This window comes from Pseudomonas sp. AN3A02, from assembly GCF_011765255.1.
Lineage (GTDB): Bacteria > Pseudomonadota > Gammaproteobacteria > Pseudomonadales > Pseudomonadaceae > Aquipseudomonas.
Genome location: NZ_JAARNI010000014.1, coordinates 101589 through 117801 on the forward strand (window position 1 = coordinate 101589; position 16213 = coordinate 117801).

Annotated in this window: 11 protein-coding genes; 3 read left to right on the forward strand and 8 right to left on the reverse strand. The window is 62.0% G+C overall.

The genetic code is table 11. From position 1 onward, the window contains the following. Window positions 1-32: 32 nt before the first annotated feature. The 5 genes from HBJ59_RS29530 to HBJ59_RS29550 all read right to left on the reverse strand — a co-directional run bounded on the left by HBJ59_RS29530 (window position 33) and on the right by HBJ59_RS29550 (window position 6827). Window positions 33-1025 carry an ABC transporter permease gene (locus HBJ59_RS29530; RefSeq protein WP_076016153.1) on the reverse strand — a complete coding sequence of 331 codons (993 nt, stop codon included), beginning with the start codon at window positions 1023-1025 and terminating at the stop codon, window positions 33-35. After that, a complete protein-coding gene (locus HBJ59_RS29535) occupies window positions 991-2499 on the reverse strand; it encodes a sugar ABC transporter ATP-binding protein (protein WP_167665595.1) in 1509 nt (502 codons plus the stop codon). The genes HBJ59_RS29530 and HBJ59_RS29535 overlap by 35 nt, the downstream gene beginning before the upstream one ends. Window positions 2500-2562: 63 nt before the next feature. Then, complete coding sequence (locus tag HBJ59_RS29540; protein WP_017475204.1) at window positions 2563-3489, reverse strand: substrate-binding domain-containing protein; 927 nt, start codon at window positions 3487-3489, stop codon at window positions 2563-2565. Window positions 3490-4454: 965 nt separating this feature from the next. Next, window positions 4455-5897 carry a mechanosensitive ion channel domain-containing protein gene (locus HBJ59_RS29545; RefSeq protein ID WP_167665596.1) on the reverse strand — a complete coding sequence of 481 codons (1443 nt, stop codon included), beginning with the start codon at window positions 5895-5897 and terminating at the stop codon, window positions 4455-4457. A gap of 63 nt (window positions 5898-5960) precedes the next feature. After that, window positions 5961-6827, reverse strand: a complete 867-nt coding sequence (locus tag HBJ59_RS29550) for a pirin family protein (RefSeq protein WP_076015699.1) — start codon at window positions 6825-6827, stop codon at window positions 5961-5963. Window positions 6828-7025: 198 nt separating this feature from the next. Between HBJ59_RS29550 and HBJ59_RS29555 the strand changes: the two genes are divergently transcribed. Further along, window positions 7026-8132, forward strand: coding sequence for an efflux RND transporter periplasmic adaptor subunit (locus tag HBJ59_RS29555; RefSeq protein ID WP_076015700.1), 1107 nt, complete (start codon window positions 7026-7028; stop codon window positions 8130-8132). Window positions 8133-8134: 2 nt separating this feature from the next. Then, window positions 8135-11206, forward strand: coding sequence for an efflux RND transporter permease subunit (locus HBJ59_RS29560; RefSeq protein ID WP_167665597.1), 3072 nt, complete (start codon window positions 8135-8137; stop codon window positions 11204-11206). A gap of 151 nt (window positions 11207-11357) precedes the next feature. Here HBJ59_RS29560 and HBJ59_RS29565 read toward each other — a convergent pair whose 3' ends face one another. The 3 genes from HBJ59_RS29565 to HBJ59_RS29575 form a co-directional block, all read right to left on the reverse strand. Beyond that, window positions 11358-12587, reverse strand: a complete 1230-nt coding sequence (locus HBJ59_RS29565) for a M20/M25/M40 family metallo-hydrolase (RefSeq protein ID WP_167665598.1) — start codon at window positions 12585-12587, stop codon at window positions 11358-11360. 69 nt (window positions 12588-12656) lie between these two features. Further along, complete coding sequence (locus tag HBJ59_RS29570) at window positions 12657-13715, reverse strand: diguanylate cyclase (protein WP_167665599.1); 1059 nt, start codon at window positions 13713-13715, stop codon at window positions 12657-12659. Window positions 13716-13794: 79 nt separating this feature from the next. Continuing rightward, on the reverse strand, window positions 13795-14430 hold the full coding sequence (locus HBJ59_RS29575) for a LysE family translocator (RefSeq protein ID WP_167665600.1): 636 nt from the start codon (window positions 14428-14430) through the stop codon (window positions 13795-13797). Window positions 14431-14559: 129 nt separating this feature from the next. On the opposite strand from HBJ59_RS29575, the gene HBJ59_RS29580 reads away from it, so the two are divergent. Then, window positions 14560-15963 (forward strand): PLP-dependent aminotransferase family protein, encoded by a 1404-nt coding sequence (locus tag HBJ59_RS29580; protein WP_167665601.1) that lies wholly within the window; start codon window positions 14560-14562, stop codon window positions 15961-15963. The last annotated feature ends 250 nt before the right edge of the window (window positions 15964-16213 follow it).

Below are 16213 nucleotides of genomic sequence, written 5' to 3' on the forward strand. Positions count from 1 at the left end.
GCGGCCACCATGGCCGCGTGGAGATAACCGGTTTACTTGTGGCGCTGACGGCTGATAAAGATCGCCAGCAAAATGATCCCGCCCTTGATCACGCTCTGGACGTAGGGCGAGACCCCGAGCATGTTCAAGCCGTTGTTCAACACCCCCAGCAGCATGGCGCCGAGCAAGGTGCCGACAATCACCCCGCGCCCGCCGGCAATCGAGGCGCCGCCCAGGACCACGGCCGCAATCGCGTCGAGTTCAAACGACACCCCGGCATTCGGCTGGCCACTCATCAAGCGCGAGGTCAGCACCAGCCCGGCAATCGCGGCGGTAAAACCGCTGATGCCATACACCAGCAACTTGAAGCGCGCCGCCCGCACACCGGACAGGCGCACCGCTTCCTCATTGCCGCCAATCGCGTAGATATAGCGACCGATGCGGGTGTGTTGCAGCAGCACATAGGCCGCCAGGTACGTCACCAGCATGATCAGGATCGGCACCGAAATACCGAACAGGCTTTCGCGACCAAAGAAGCCAAACCACTCCGGCAAACCGGAAACCGGGTAGCCATCGGTGTACATCAGGCCGAACCCGCGGGCGATGCCCATGGTCGCCAGGGTGACGATGATCGGCGGCATGTGCAGGTAGGCGACAAACAAGCCGTTGCCGATGCCGAAGGCCACGCCGACCAGCATCCCGGCGCCAATCGCCAGCCCCGGCGGCAAGCCCGCGACCATCAAGCCGGCGGTCAGGGTGCCGGACAAGGCCATCACCGGCCCCACCGACAAATCGATGCCGCCGGTGAGAATCACGCAGGTCATGCCCACCGCGATAATCGCGTTGATCGACACCTGGCGCGCAATGTTCGACAGGTTGTTGGCGGTGAGGAAATTATCGCTGGCGAAGATCATCACCAACGTCACCACCAGCAGCCCGACAAAGGGATAAAACGCCGGTGAGCGAATCAACCGCGCCAGGTTCAGCCGCAGCCGGCCAGGCGTCACGGCATTAATGGACGTATTCACTTGAGCCCCCTGTTGCATGGCGCATGACCTCTTGAGGATTGACGGCAGACGCTTCCAGTACCTTGACGATGGCGCCTTTATGGAACACGGCGACGCGGTCGCACATGCCGATGACTTCCGGCAGTTCCGAGGAAATCATGATGATTGCGTAGCCTTGTTCGGTGAGGCTGCGCATCAGTGCGTAGATCTGCGCCTTGGCCCCCACGTCGATGCCACGGGTGGGTTCATCAAACACCAGCACGTCACAGTGATGGTTGATCCAGCGGGCAATCACGACTTTCTGCTGGTTGCCGCCGCTGAGGTTGAACACCCGGCTCTCGCCGCTGGGAGCCTTGATCGACAGCTGGCGCATCAGCGCTTCGACGCTGGCGCATTCCTTGTCCTTGTCGATCAGGCCGCTGGCGTTCTGGTATTTGGGCAGGTTGTTGAGGGAGATGTTTTCGCGAATGCTGAAGTCGGTGATCAGGCCTTCGGTCTTGCGGCTTTCCGGCAGCAGGCCGATGCCATGGGCCAAGGCCTGGGCCGGGTCGTCAAGGGTGATTTTTTCGCCGCGCAGCCATACGTCTTTGCTCACCGATGGCAGCGCGCCCATCATGCCCAGCGCCAATTCGGTACGGCCGGAACCCACCAGGCCGGCAAAGCCGAGAATCTCGCCCTTGTGCAATTCAAAGTGGTTGTGGGGACCGTTGCGCACCAGTTGGATGTCCTTGACCTCCAGCAACAGCGGCCCACGTTCGCTGCTGGGCTTGGGCGGAAAGCTGCATTCCAGGCGGCGGCCGACCATCATTTCCACCAGGCGGTCGATATCGCTGTCGGCCACATCGGTGACGCCCACATTGCCGCCGTCGCGCAGCACGCTGATGCGGTCGCACACCTGGAAAATCTCCTCCAGGTGGTGAGAGATAAAAATCACCGCCACGCCCTGGCGCTTGAGCTCACGCATGATATCGAACAGCAGCTCGGCTTCGCTCGGCGTCAGCGTGGCGGTGGGTTCGTCGAGCACCAGCAGCCGCGCATCCAGGGCCAGGGCCTTGGCGATCTCGACGAACTGCTGCTCGGCCACACTCAGGTGCTTGACCGCGCATTGCAGGTCGATGCTGACGCCGAGGCGCTTGAACAACGCCTCGCTCGCCTCGACCATTTCGCGCTTGCGCAACAGGCCGAAGCGGTTGCTCAGCTCATGGCCGAGGAAGATATTTTCCACTGCCGTGAGGTAGGGAATCAGGCTGAATTCCTGGAACACGATGCCGATACCGGCGGCAATCGCATCACGGTAGGTCGCGAACTGCCGGGCCTCGCCGTCGATCAGGATCTGCCCTTCGTCCTGGTGCTCGACCCCGCCAAGGATCTTCATCAGGGTCGATTTGCCCGCGCCATTTTCCCCGAGCAACGCATGAATTTCGCCGCGCTGCACTTCCAGGTTGATCGCCTTGAGAGCTTGCACCCCCGGGTAGCGCTTACAGATATTTTCCAGCTTCAGAAGACTGCTCATACCGCCGACCTCGCATTCAGATGGATGACCTGTGCCCCACGCCTGGCGTGGGGCCTGGGTGTTTTACCAGCTGAAATCCTTGGCCTTGGCCTGGTCGATCAGGGTGATGTCCACCGGGATCGTGGCCGGCACTTGCGAGCCCCATTTCTTGGCCAGGGCGATGCCCAGGGCCAGGCGGATCTGGTCACGGGGGTATTGCGCGGAGGTGGCGATGAATTTGCTGCCGGGTTTCTGGATGGCCTTGATCGCTTCCGGCGCGCCGTCGACGCTCACCAGTTTGACGTCCAGGCCACTGGCTTCGATGGCCGAGAGTGCACCGAGGGAGCCGTTGTCGTTGACGCTGAAAATGCCCTTGAGGGTGGGCTGGGCCTGCAGCATGTTTTCGGTGACGGTCAGCGCCTGGTCACGTTCCTGCTTGCCGTTCTGGATGCTCACGATCTTGATGTCCGGGTGCTTGGCCACGGCCTCTTTGCAACCGCGTACGCGCTCCAGGATCGGTACGACGGCGATACCGTCGAGGATGGCGATATTGCCCTTGTCACCGATGTTCTTGGCCAGGTATTCGCAGGCCTGGAAGCCGGCGTCGAAGTTTTTCGAGCCGACGAAGGAGTCCAGTGGGCCTTCGGCTTGGGCGTCGACGGCGACCACGACTACGCCGGCGGCGTGGGCGGATTTGACGGCTGATTGCACGCCGACCGAGTCGGTGGGGTTGATCAGCAGGATGTCGATGCCCTTTTGCAGCATGTCTTCGACGTCGCTGACCTGTTTGGACACGTCGTGGCGGGCGTCGGTGATGATCAACTGCGCACCGATGGTCGCCCCGGCTTCCTGCAGGGCGTCTTTCATGGTGACGAAGTAAGGGTTGTTGATTTCCTGGAAGGACGCGCCGATGCGGATGGGGGCGGGTTTGGTGTCGGCCAGGGCCAGGCCAGAAGTGCCAAGATTGATGCTCAGAGCCAACAAACACAGGGTTTTCGGAAGCATTTTCATGGTGGGGATCTCTGTTTTGTTTTTATTTTTAGAGCAAATGTTATCGTTAACATTTTGTAAGAAGCTAGCAAAGAAATTGGGGGGTCGCAAGGGGTGTTTGATCGGTGGTGGCGGGGGTGGTGTACATATCCGTTGCTGCGGTCAGGGCGGCTATTGGTTCCGCTCTTACAGCGGGTCACTTTTGAAAGGAGCCCAAAAGTAACCAAAAGGCTCTTGCCCCACCACTCGGCACCTCGCTTGGGCTCGGTGTGCCCTCACTCCGGCTTTGGAGCGTGGGCCGCCGCGATGGGCCATCCTTGGCCCAGCGCGGCTAACCCGGCGTCCTGCCGGGTTACCCACGCTCCAAAGCCTGCGTTCGGCCAGCGTGGTTTAACGGGGCGCCTAAGATCAAGATCAACAGCAGATCAACAGCACAGCGGCCTACCGGCCGGCTTGAGTGTGGTGAAGCAACAGCAACAGCAACAGCGAAATCAAGAGCGGGCACAGTCCAAATGTGGGAGCGGGCTTGCTCGCGAAGGTCGTTAACGATGACGCGGGCATCCTGAATGAACGCGGCGGTCTCAGGTTCTTCGCGAGCAAGCCCGCTCCCACAGAAAAGCAGCCCTGTTTTCGCTCTGGATCTTGCCTCTGCTTCACCACACTCAAGCCGGCCTGTAGGCCGCTGTGCTCTGCTTTTGATCTGCTTTTGATCTTGATCTGCGGGCCCCGTCAACCACGATGGCCGCAAGCAGGCACGGTGGAGCGGGTAAATCGGCAGGGATGCCGATTTAGCCGCGCCGGGCCATGGATGGCCCGTCGCGGCGGCCCGCGGAATCGGGCCGGAGTGCGGGCATGCCGAGCCCAGGCGAGGCACCGAGTGGTGGGGCAAAGACCTTTTGGTTACTTTTGGGGCGTTTGCCAAAAGTGACCCGCTGTAAGAGCGGAACCATAGGCGGCCGTTACCGCAGCAACGGATATGCACCCCGTCAGCCCCGACTCCGCAGCCACTGCATAAACCCCTTCTTAACCGGTACCACAGGCGCCTCCTGCGTCAAACTCTGAGCCGCATGCAACCTGAAATCCAACAAACTCTTCATCGCCTCACTAATGTCATGCCGAGCATCCAGACAAGGCTTCAGATACTCCTTCTCAATCCGATACAACGTACAAAACGTCTTCGCCGAAAAGTCCGCAGGCACACCCTGCTCCGACAAAATCCCGGCCTCGCCGATCACCTCGCCAGGCCCCATCCGCCCGGCTTCAAATTTGTGCCCAGCCTTGGTCAACATCACCGAAATCACCCCGGACTCAATGATAAACAGGTGATCACTCACCTCCCCGGCCGGCAAAATCATCTCCCCGGCGCGGAAGGTCTGCAGCGTCATGTTCTGGCTGAACGTCTCCTTCTCCTCCTGCCTCAACGTCGAGAAAATAGACGAACTCTCCAACAACGCCCGAGCCCGGGAAACCGCCACCGGCGCATTACCCTCGGCCGACGACAACAAACTCACCCCCGCCGCCTGCAAATGCCGAAACGCCAAATCATAAAGCTGGTTACGCACCTCACGCTTGAGCGTCATCGCCGGCACAAACCCACTGATCTCATACTCCACCCCACCACTGGCCGACGTCTTGAACGCCACACTCGGCGCCGGCTTGGCCAACAACGGCCGACACCCCTGCATCGCCCGCTCCAACGCATCCAGCACGGTTTGCGGCCGCGCATGGGGGCTGACCTGCAGGCTGACCGACAAGCCAAACATATCCGCCGGGCGCGAGAAGTTGATGATCTTGGCCTTGGCCGCCAACGAATTGGGCACCACCGCCAGGCTGCCCTGGGAGGTTTGCAGTTGAGTGGCGCGCCAGTCGATGTCAATCACCCGGCCTTCGATGCCGTCGATGGAGATCCAGTCATCCAGTTGGTAGGGCTTGGTGGTGTTGAGGACGATGCCGGAAAACACGTCGCTCAAGGTGCTTTGCAACGCCAGGCCGACGATGATCGCCACCGCACCGGAAGTGGCCAGCACGCCCTTGACCGGCAGGTCGAGCACGTAGGCCATGGCTGCGATGATCGCGATCAGGAAGATCACCGCGCCCACCAGGTCCTGCAACAGCCGCCCGGTATGGCCGACCCGCTGCATCATCACCGCGCCGAGCAATACCGTGAGGGTGCGTGCCGCGAACAACCACCAGCCGATCTGAAACGCCGTCGCCGCCAGGTGCAGCGCCACGTTGTCGCCAAACGGCGCGACCTGCATCGGGTTCATGCCTTCGTTGAACAGCACGGCGCTGAACACCGCAAAAATCACCAGCCGCGCCGCCAGCTTCCAATTGGCGAAATCGGCAGAGATCAGGCGCCATACGGCAATGTCGATCAGCACCAGCGCCAACGCACAAAACATCGGGTGATCGGAGATAAATGAGGGCATCCAGGCGACTCCAGGGCGAATGCCATGAAGATCGCATGAAATGCCTTTGGAGGGTATAGCGCCCTAGCGCTGCATCTGCCCGAATTGCCCGGACTGATAGTCAGCAAACGCCTGGTGGATTTCCTGCTCGGTGTTCATCACAAACGGGCCGTGGCCGACGATGGGCTCGTCGATCGGTTCGCCGCTGAGCAGCAACACCATGGCATCGTCGCTGGACTCAAGGCGCAGTTGCGTGCCGTCGCGCTCAAACAGCGCCAACTGCCCTTCCCGCGCCACGTCTGTCGCGTTAATCCGCACCGTGCCGCGCAATACCACCAGCGCCGTATTGCGCCCTGCGTGCAGGTCCAGCGTCACCGAACGGCCGGCGTTGAGGCGCATGTCCCACACGTCGATCGGCGTGAAGGTTCGGGCCGGGCCCTTGACCCCGTCGAACTCGCCCGCGATCAAGCGCAGGCTGCCGGCGTTGTCGGCCAGGGGCAGCGTCGGGATATCGCCATCGAGGATGGTCTGGTAACCGGCATCTGTCATTTTGTCCTTGGCCGGCAGGTTGACCCACAACTGGACCATTTCCAGGGCGCCACCGCTGCGGGCGAATGCCTCGGAGTGAAACTCCTCGTGAATGATGCCCTTGGCTGCGGTCATCCATTGCACATCGCCCGGGCCAATGGTGCCGCCGGCGCCGGTGGAATCGCGGTGCTCGACTTCGCCCTTGTAGACGATGGTCACGGTTTCAAAACCGCGATGGGGATGCTGGCCCACGCCGCGTCGTTGCTCGGTCGGGGTGAACGCCGCAGGACCGGCGTGATCCAGCAACAGGAACGGGCTGATCTGCTTGCCCATGGTGTCGTAGGAAAACAGGGTACGAACCGGAAAGCCGTCGCCGACCCAATGGGCGCGCGGGCTGGTGTAGAGGCCGATGATCTTTTTCATATGTGTCTCCAGTAATGGATACACCTTAAATCCGATACCAATTCAGCGCTAGACGGCAAAATCGGCCTGGATCGTCCTACCTATGGAACGGAAGTTCGAGGGCTGGATTATTTTATATTTCGGCCATAATATGGCGTTAAATATTACGCACGTAATTTTTTATCACCTAACACGCTCACCCGCCCCACGGAGCCCGACATGAACCCTCTTCCCCTGCGTCTTCTCACGCCCCTGGCCCTGTTAGCGGTACTCAGCGGCTGTAACAACAAGGCCGACCCCGTCGCCGAAGCACCCCTGCCCCGCCCGGTGCTCGCCGCCAAGGTCGAAGCCGCCGGCAGCCAGCAAAGCGCCTACACCGGCGTAGTGGCTGCACGTACGGAAAGTGACCTGGGGTTCCGCGTCAGCGGCAAGGTGATCGAGCGCAAGGTGGATCCCGGCCAGCACGTCAGCCGTGGCGACACCTTGCTGGTGCTGGATATCGGCGACTTCGAACTGGCCCTGCGCTCGGCCAAAAACCGCGTCAATGCGGCCCAGGCGCAACTGCGTCAACGGCGGGATGATGAATCCCGCTACCAGCGCCTGGCGAATACCGGCGCCGTGTCGCGGCAGATTTTCGACCAGTCCGCCACCAACCTGCGGGTGGCCGAAGCCGAACTGGCCTCCGCGCAATCCGACGCCAGCCAGATCGAAAATCGCCGCACCTACTCGGTGCTGAAGGCCGATAGCGACGGCATCATCACCGACGTGCGGGTGGATCGCGGCCAAGTGGTGGCCGAGGGGCAAGTGGTTGCGCGCCTGGCCCACGACGGCGCCCGGGAAGCCATCGTCAACCTGCCGGAAAACCAGCGCGACCAGGCTTCGCAAAAAGCCCTGGCCTTCCCCTTCGGCGCCCCCGAACAGGCGGTGACGGCCACCTTGCGCGAGCTGTCCGCCAGCGCCGACCCGACCACCCGCACCTACCGTGCGCGCTATGTATTGCATGGCCCCGTCGACCGCTTCGCCCTCGGCTCGACCATCACCGTGCGCCTGCAAGGCGACGGCCAGGCCCAACAGACCCGCGTGCCCATTGGCGCACTGCAGGATGCCGGCAAAGGTACCGGTGTGTGGGTGATCGGCGCCGACGACAAGGTCAGCTTCACCCCGGTCAAAGTCGCCAGCCTCGGCCAGGAAGACGCGTTGCTGGACAGCGGCGTGAGCCCTGGCCAAGTAGTCGTCGCCCTTGGAGCGCACCTGCTGCACAGCGGTGACGCGGTACGCCTGTTGCCGGCCCAGGTATTGGCCCTCAACCGTCAGCAGGAACACTGATAATGCGCGGGATCAACCTCTCCGAACTGGCGGTCAAACATCGCGCGGTCACGCTGTTCCTGATCATCGCGATCCTCGCCGCCGGGGTCTTTGCCTTTGGCAAACTGGGGCGCGCCGAAGACCCTTCGTTCACCGTCAAGGTCATGACCATCACCGCCGCCTGGCCCGGCGCTACCGCCCAGGAAATGCAGGAACAAGTGGCCGACCGCCTGGAAAAACGCCTGCAGGAGCTGGACTACTACGACCGCGTCGAAACCATCGCCCAGCCGGGTTTTGTCTCGATGCGCATGACGTACCTGGAGTCCACGCGCCCCAGCGAGATCCAGGACCTGTTCTACCAGACCCGCAAGAAACTCAGCGACGAAGCCGCGAAGTTGCCCAAGGGCGTGATCGGGCCGTTCTTCAACGATGAATACTCCGACGTGTACTTTTCCCTGTACGCGCTGGAGGCCGAACACCTGCCACACCGGCAATTGGTACAGATGGCCGAGGACATGCGCCAAGGCCTGCTCAACCTGCCGGGGGTGAAGAAGGTCAATATTCTTGGCGAGCAGGCGCAGCGGATCTTTGTCGAGTTTTCCTATGAGCGCCTGGCCACGTTGGGCATCAAGCCCGAACAGATCTTCGCCGCCCTCGCCGCCCAGAACGCCGTGGCGCCTTCAGGCTTTGTCGAGACTGCCGGGGCACGTGCCTATATCCGTATCGATGGCGCCTTCGACAGCCTGGCGCTGATCGAAAACGTCCCGCTGGAAGCCAACGGCAAGCTGCTGCGCATCGCCGATGTGGCCACCGTCAGCCGGGGCTATGAAGACCCGCCCAGCTACCGCATCCGCCATCAGGGCGACCCGTCGCTGATGCTTGGCGTGATCATGGAGAAGCACTGGAACGGTCTGGAACTGGACAAGGCCCTCAAGGCCCAGGAAGCGAAAATCCAGGCCGACCTGCCCCTGGGGGTCAACTTTGCCAAGGTCTCCGACCAGGCGAAAAACATCAGCCTGGCGGTCAACGAGTTCATGCTGAAGTTCTTCGTTGCCCTGGCAGTGGTGATGATCATCAGCCTGCTGGCCCTGGGGTTCCGGGTCGGGCTGGTGGTGGCGGCCGCCGTGCCGCTGACCCTGTCGATCGTATTTGTAATCATGCTGATGACCGGCCGTGAATTCGACCGGGTGACCCTGGGCGCGCTGATCATTTCCCTCGGCCTGCTGGTGGACGACGCGATCATTGCGATTGAGATGATGGTGGTCAAACTCGAAGAAGGTTTTGACCGGATTCATGCGGCCACGTTTGCCTGGAGCTCCACCGCCGCGCCGATGCTCACGGGCACGCTGGTGACGATTATCGGCTTCCTGCCGGTGGGTTTCGCCCGCTCGGGCGCCGGGGAATATGCCGGGAATATCTTCTGGATCGTCGGCTTTGCGCTGATCGCTTCGTGGCTGGTGGCGGTGGTGTTCACGCCGTACCTGGGGGTCAAGCTGCTGCCGCACATCCAGCCGGTTGCCGGCGGCCACGATGCGATTTATGCCGGGCGTTATTACCAGAAACTGCGCCGCCTGGTGGACGCTTGCGTGCGCAGACGCTGGCTGGTGACCGGGCTGGTGGTGGCGGCATTCGTGTTGTGTGGCCTGGGCATGGGCGTGGTGAAGAAGCAGTTCTTTCCCAACTCCGACCGTTCCGAGCTGATTCTTGAGGTGTACATGCCGCCGGGCAGCGCCTTCAAAAGCACCGAAGCGGTAGCGGCGCAGGTGGAAAAAGCGCTGATGGAGGAGCCGCAAACCGTGATGGTCGACACCTACGTCGGCGGTGGTGCGCCGCGGTTTTTCCTGTCGCTGAACCCCGAGTTGCCAGACCCGGCCTTCGCCAAGCTGATCGTGCAGACCGCCGACGCCCACGCCCGGGACGCCCTGAAAAAACGCATGGATGAACGCATCGCGGCAGGCGAATTTCCATCGGCGCGGGTGCGGGTCACCCAGTTGGTGTTCGGCCCGCCGGTGCCGTTCCCGGTGGTGTTTCGCGTGTCCGGTCCCGACCTGAATGTGCTGCGCAGCCTGTCTGAAGACGTGCGTCAAGTGGTCGCCGCCAACACCCTCACCCGCGACAGCTTCCTCGACTGGGGCGAGCGCGCCAGCAGCTATCGCCTGGTGCTGGACCAGGACCGCCTGCGCCTGCTGGGCTTTACCCCCGACGGGGTGAAATCCCAACTCAATGCGTTGCTCAGCGGCAACCCGATCACCGAAGTACGCGAGGGCAATCGCACCGTTTCAGTGGTTGCCCGCTCCCAGGGCAGCCAGCGCGAAGACCTCGGCAACCTGGACAACATGACCCTGACCAACAGCGCCGGCGTGTCGGTGCCATTGGCCCAGGTCGGGCATTTCCAGGCGGTGATGGAAGAACCGATCCTCAAGCGTCGCAACCGTGCGCTGACCGTGGAAGTGCGCGCCGACATCGTCGACGGCACCCAGCCGCCGGATGTGGAAATGGCCGTGTACAAGGATCTGCAACCCTTGATCGCCAAGCTGCCGGCCGGTTATCAAATCGTCATCGGCGGCCCGGTGGAAGAAAGCGCCAAGGCCAACGTCGCCCTGGCGGCGCTGTTCCCGATCATGATCCTGCTGACGTTGACCGTGATCATGTTCCAGGTGCGTTCATTCGGGGTGATGTTCATGGTGTTCGCCACCGCGCCACTGGGGTTGATCGGGGCGGTGCCGACGTTGCTGCTGTTCAACCAGCCGTTCGGGTTCAACGCCATATTGGGGCTGATCGGGATTGGCGGGATCTTGATGCGCAATACGCTGATCTTCACCGACCAGATTCGGCAGAACCAGGACCAGGGCATGGTGATTCGTGAAGCGATCATCGAGGCCACGGTGCGCCGGGCACGGCCGGTGATCCTGACAGCGCTGGCGGCGGCGTTGGCGTTTATTCCGCTGACGTTGTCGGTGTTCTGGTCGTCGCTGGCGTATGTGCTGATTGGCGGGGTGTTGGTGGGGACGGTGTTGACGTTGCTGTTCTTGCCGGCGCTGTGCAGTTTGGTGTTGGGGCGGGAGAAGACGCGGGAGGCGGTGATCGCAACCTGACCTCACTAACACCACAGAACCCATGTGGGAGCGGGCTTGTGTGGGAGCGGGCTTGCTCGCGAAAGCGGTGTACCAGACAAGCAGATGTCGACTGATAGACCGCATTCGCGAGCAAGCCCGCTCCCACATTTAGAGGTGTGGCGTTCTTAAGTCAGCGCTTGGAAAGCTCCATAATCATCCGGCTCAGCAAATAAATCCGCGGCGCCACACTCTCCACCTCGGCATATTCCTCCGGCGTATGAATATTGCCCCCAACAATCCCGAACCCGTCCAGGGTCGGCGTACCCACGCCGGCCGACAAGCTGGCATCCGCCGCCCCGCCGCTGCCTTCAATGGTCAGCTTGCGCCCCAGCTCGCCATAAATCCCCTGGGCGATCGCCACCAGCTTGTCCGACTCCGGCGTCTGCGGCATTGGCGGCAGGCCACGGTGCAGGCTGGTGGTCACTTCAGTCTCGGGGATCAGCTTGTTGGCCGAGACTCGCGCCAGGTCCTTCTCGATCCGATCAAACTCTTCCGGCAACGCCGCCCGCACGTCCGCCTTGGCGGTGGCCTGGTCCGGGATCACATTGACCCGGTCGCCGGAGTTGATCACGGTGAAGTTGATGGTAGTTTTCTTCTCGGCATCCCCCAGCTTGCCCAGTTGCAAGATCTGGTGCGCCGCTTCCATTGCGGCATTGCGGCCCAGTTCCGGAGCGACGCCGGCGTGGGCGGCCTTGCCCTTGACCTCGACCACCGCAGTGGCGCTGCCTTTGCGCCACACCACCAGGCCATCCGCCGGGCGACCCGGTTCCAGGTTGAGGGTCACGTCGTGGCCCTTGGCGGTGTTGCGGATCAGCTCGGAAGCGCCATCGGTGCCGGTTTCTTCGCTGGCGTCCAGCAGGAAAGTGATTTGCGCGTAGTCCTTGAAGCCCTGGTTTTTCAGGACTTTCAAGGCGTAGATGCCGGCGACAATGCCCCCTTTGTCATCCATTACGCCCGGGCCATAGGCACGACCGTCCTTGATGTGGAACGGCCGCGCGGCAACCGAACCTTCCTTGAACACCGTGTCCATGTGGGCCATCAGCAGGATCTTGGCCTTGCCGGTGCCTTTGAGGGTGGCGATGACATGGCTGTTATGGGCCGCAGCATCCGGCACCAGCTGGATGCTGAAACCCAGTTGTTTGAGCTCGTCGACAGCGATGTCACGCACTTGGGTCAGGCCCGGCTCGTAGCCGGAGCCTGAATCAATATTCACCAGGCGCTCCAACAGTTTCAAGGCATCGGCCTTGTACTGCTCGGAATCGGCCTGAATCTGTTTGTGGGGCTCGGCGCTGAAGGCCGGCATGGCGAACGACAGCGCCAGGGTGGCTGCCAGCAAGGTACGCGGGAAGTTGAAGAGCATGAACCGATCCTTGTTTTTTGTTGGGAGGTAGCGCTCCACCCTACCTGACAAAAAACAATTTGTTGATCCTCAGATCGACCTCAGCCAACTTCCCTGCACCGAACTGACCCGGTTGCGCCCGCTGCTTTTGGCTTCGTACAGCGCCTGGTCGGCGTCGTTCAGCCAACTGGTGGCGTCGCCGTGGGCCGGTCGATACGGCGCCAGGCCGATGCTCAGGCTGGCGCGCAAGGTCGGGTCCTGTGCGTAGGCCAGGGAGTTGAAGCGGTCGCGCAGGGCATCCATCACTTCGGTGGCACGGTTCAGCGGCATGTCCGGCAGGATCACGCAGAACTCATCGCCGCCATAACGCCCGGCCAGGTCAGTGGCCCGCAGATTCTGGCGCAGCACTTTGCTCAATTGGCGCAGCACGATATCGCCGGTGACATGGCCGTAGGTGTCGTTGATGGTCTTGAAGTGATCGATGTCGATCAGCGCGATGGCCGCGCCCTGCTGGTCGCGGCGACAGCGCTGGAACTCGATTTCCAGGTGATCTTTCCAGGCGCCGTGGTTGAGCAGGCCCGACAGGCTGTCGGTGCGGCTCAGGGCCAACAACTCGCGTTTGTGCCGGGCCAGGGTAATCGCTTGCCGGTAGCAGATCCAACCCAGGGCCAGGGGATAGAGCATCAGGATCGGCAGGCAGGCGTAGAGCTGCACTTCGCTGGTCAGGGCCGTCACTGCCGGGGTGAACACCAGCAGCGAGGCGCCGATACCCAGCGCCTGGGCCACCCACCCGGCGAGCATGAAGCGCGGGCCGCCAATGGCGACATTGTTCATGGTCATCATCGACAAGGTGGTCACGCTGGGCAGCGGGTTGAACTGCATGGCGCCGACCCAGAACCCGCCGCAGAACGAGTCGAGCAACAAGTTGCGGTGTTCCGCGCGCAGGGAGTTTTTCGAGTGCCGCGACCATTGGTACGCCACATGTGGCCAGATAAAGGCATTGGCGATCATCACCCCCCAGACCCAAACGGGTTTATTCAACGGGTAGATGGCGGCGGCCACGCAGACAAACCCGAGGGTCAATCCCAGGGCGCGCGACTTGTACAGACGTGAAGCGAGCGAAAGCCCCTTTCCTCCTGCGGCTGGCATGGTCTGGCTTGATCCTGGATGAATGCCCGAAGTCTATCAGGGCAACGGCAGATCGCCACTACCGCTCATAAGCTGGCCATCAGTTGGAAAAGCCCCGGGCTAGCATCAACGCCACACCCAGCAGCAGCACCGCCGTAGCCCGTTGCAACAGCACCCGGCGCTTGGGGTTCTCCAGTACGTGCTTGATACGCTGGCCGAAGTAGCAATACAGGCAGCCGCTGGCGAATTGCAGCAGCAGGAAAGTCAGGCCGAGGATGGCGATGTCAGCGGCCGCACTGCCCTGGCCAATGGCGGCGAACTGTGGGAATACAGCGCTGAACAGGATGATCGCCTTGGGGTTCGACAGGCCGGTGAGCAAGCCTTTACCGAACAGGCTACGGGCATTTTCCGGGGTTGCGTCGTGGGCAGTGATCGTCACCCCGCTGCTGGTCCATTGCTTGTAGGCCAGGTAAAGGATGTAGGCGACACCCACCACCTGGATGATCCGGGTGATCAGCGGGTAGTCCTTGATCAGTTCGGAAAAGCCCACGGCAAAGATCAGGATCGAGACCAGATAGGACACACTCGCACCGAACTGTGCCGGCAAAGAGCGGCGCAGGCCGTCTTTCAAGCCGAGGCTGAGCAACAACAAGGTCATGGGGCCGGGGCTGAACGCCAGGGTGGTGCACAACAGCAGGAAATACAAAAACGAAGACAGCGTCAGCGCAGTGGCCATGGCGTGGGGTTCACAGCAGGAAAGAAGGTTTGCAGTCTAGGGCGCACGGCGTGCCACAGGCAGGTAAACTCTGCGGAAATAAGCGCAGACTTTACCGGTAAAGTTGGCGGCAAACTTAAGGACAGTGCGATGCCCATTCCTGCGATTCACTTTCATGACCGAGCGCCGAAGGTGCAGCAGATCGTCGATGCACTGGCCCATGCGATTGAGCAAGGCGAGCTGGCGGCCGGCAGCAAACTGCCGTCGGTGCGTGAGTTGGGGGCCTTGCTGGGCGTCGGAAAATTCACCGTAAATGAAGCGCTGGACCGCCTGCGCGGGCGCCACCTGCTGACCTCCAGCCAGGGTCGCGGGCACTTTGTCGCCAGCAGCCTGGCGCAACCGTCGTCCAGCACCTGGGTCGACTTGCTGCCTCAGGACCTGCTCAGCGTACTGCGCCGCCCCCTGGCCATGGCCCAAGGCGACCTGCGCCCCGGCGGCGGCCACCTGCCGGAAGACTGGCTGGATTCCGACGTGCTGCGCCAAGCCATGCGCAGTGCTGTGCGTGCTCCCACGTTGCGCATCGCCGGGCTGGGCACCCCGGCGGGCCTGCTGCCGTTGCGCCAGGCGTTGCAGCAGAAACTGCACGGTGAAGGGTTGTCGGTGCCGGTGGAGCAGATCATCACCACGCCCAACACCGTGCAAGGCCTGGACATGCTAATGCGCCTGCTGGCGCGGCCCGGGGACACGGTGTTGCTGGACGCGCCGTGTTATTTCAACTTCCACGCGAACCTGGCATTGCATGGGGTCAAGGTGGTGACGATTGCTCGCCGGCCCGACGGGTTTGATTTTGTCGCGCTTGAGCAGTTGCTCGCGGAGCATCGTCCCAGTTTGTACCTGACCACCAGTGTGCTGCATAACCCGACCGGGCATTCGTTTAGTCCGAGCCAGGCGTTTCGGTTATTGCAGCTGGCCCGGGAGTATCGCTGCCATATCGTTGAGGATGATCTTTACGGGGACTTGCACCCTAACCCGCCGCCGCGTTTGGCGACGTTGGCGGGGTTGGAGCAGGTGACATATCTGTCGGGGTTTTCGAAGGTGCTGACGGCGAATGCGCGGGTCAGTTATGTGGTGGCGGCGCCGCAGTTGGCGGCGAATCTGACCAATATGAAGTTGATGAGCGGTGGGATTACGTCGGAGTTGTTTGAGCAGATTGTGTATCGGCTGTTGAGTGAGGGTGGGTATGCCAGGCATCGCAAGCGCATGGTTCAGCGGCTGCTGGAGGCTGGGGGGCGCGTTGAGCAGTGGCTGCGGCGTTGTGGGTGTGAGTTGCCGATGGGGTTTGAGGGGGGGATGTTTATCTGGGCGCGGTTGCCGGCAGAGGTTAATGGTGAGCGGCTGGCTGAAGCCGGGTTGAAACGCGGGATGGTGTTGGCGCCGGGGGCGTTGTTTGGGTATGAGCCGGGGTTGCGGGATTTTATGCGGTTTAATGTGGCGCATTGTGATCAGGCGCGGGTTCAGGTTGAGTTTGAGGGCTTGTTGCTGTCGCAGGTGTAGGCGGGGTTTGGGGTGTATATCCGTTATTTGGGTGATGGCTGATATGGGTTCCGCTCTTACAGCGGCTCACTTTTGAACAGCGCAAAAGTAAGCAAAACGCTCTTGCCCCACCACTCGGCACCTCGCCTAGGCTCGGTGTGCCCTCACTCCGGCTTTGGAGCGTGGGCCGCCGCGATGGGCCATCCTTGGCCCAGCGCGGCTAACCCGGCGTCCTGCCGGGTTACCCACGCTCCAAAGCCTGCGTTCGGCC